1 protein-coding gene is annotated in these 781 nt (G+C 44.9%); it reads right to left on the bottom strand.

Going from position 1 to position 781, the window contains the following annotated elements:
- Positions 1-550, bottom strand: a 550-nt coding sequence (gene rnt / locus A3739_RS21810; protein WP_068502750.1) for a ribonuclease T, incomplete at its 3' end; no start/stop codon positions are given.
- Positions 551-781: the final 231 nt, after the last annotated feature.

The raw sequence follows: 781 nt of genomic DNA, 5'->3' as shown, positions 1-781 counted from the left end.
CGTGTCCATCAAAAGCGATTCCGGCGGCAGAGCATGCTTTAGCTAGAACTGTTTGCCCAAAGGCCAAGGCCGAAAGAGTGTTGGTATCGAAGCTTGAGAAAGGGTGGAACGGGTTGCGTTTGATGCCTGTGCGTTCTGCAGCAGCAAATACAAAATTGTGATCAAACGACGAATTATGGCCAACTAAAATAGCACGCGTACACCCGGTATTTTTTACAGCGCGGCGTATTGGCGTAAAAATTTTGTCGAGCGCGAGCTTTTCAGGTTGTGCGTTTCTGTAGGGTGAGTAGGGATCAATGCCTGTGAATTCGAGCGCAGACTTTTCAAGGTTGGCGCCTTTAAAAGGCTCAACATTACAATGAACGGTCTCCTTGCAGTACAGTTGTCCGTCACTATTCATGTCTAGTATCACAGCGGCTATTTCAAGTAGAGCATCAGTTTGAGAGTTAAAGCCGGCTGTTTCGACGTCGACAACAACTGGTAAGAACCCGCGAAATCTCGCTGAAATGGAATGAGAATTGCTATCTTGATCGTTATTATGTTCTTGCATTGTGGAATTAGATCCTGACACGCTTTGCCCTTACTACTGTCACTCGCGCAAACGAGTATAACAGAGCTTATTTGAGATTTGGGATCTCCACGGCAAAGAATTGCCTATTACGGCGTAAACGCGCCCAATAACAGATGAATTAGATGTTTAAATATTTATCAATACTCTTAGGTTTAATGCTTTCCTCGGCAACTTACGCTGAACAAGAATTGCGTTACCTTGCTCCTATGG

This window comes from Oleiphilus sp. HI0067 (genome assembly GCF_001635735.1).
The sequence above is the reverse complement of the archived record's forward strand: the minus strand, read 5'-3'. Positions and strand labels throughout refer to the sequence as shown.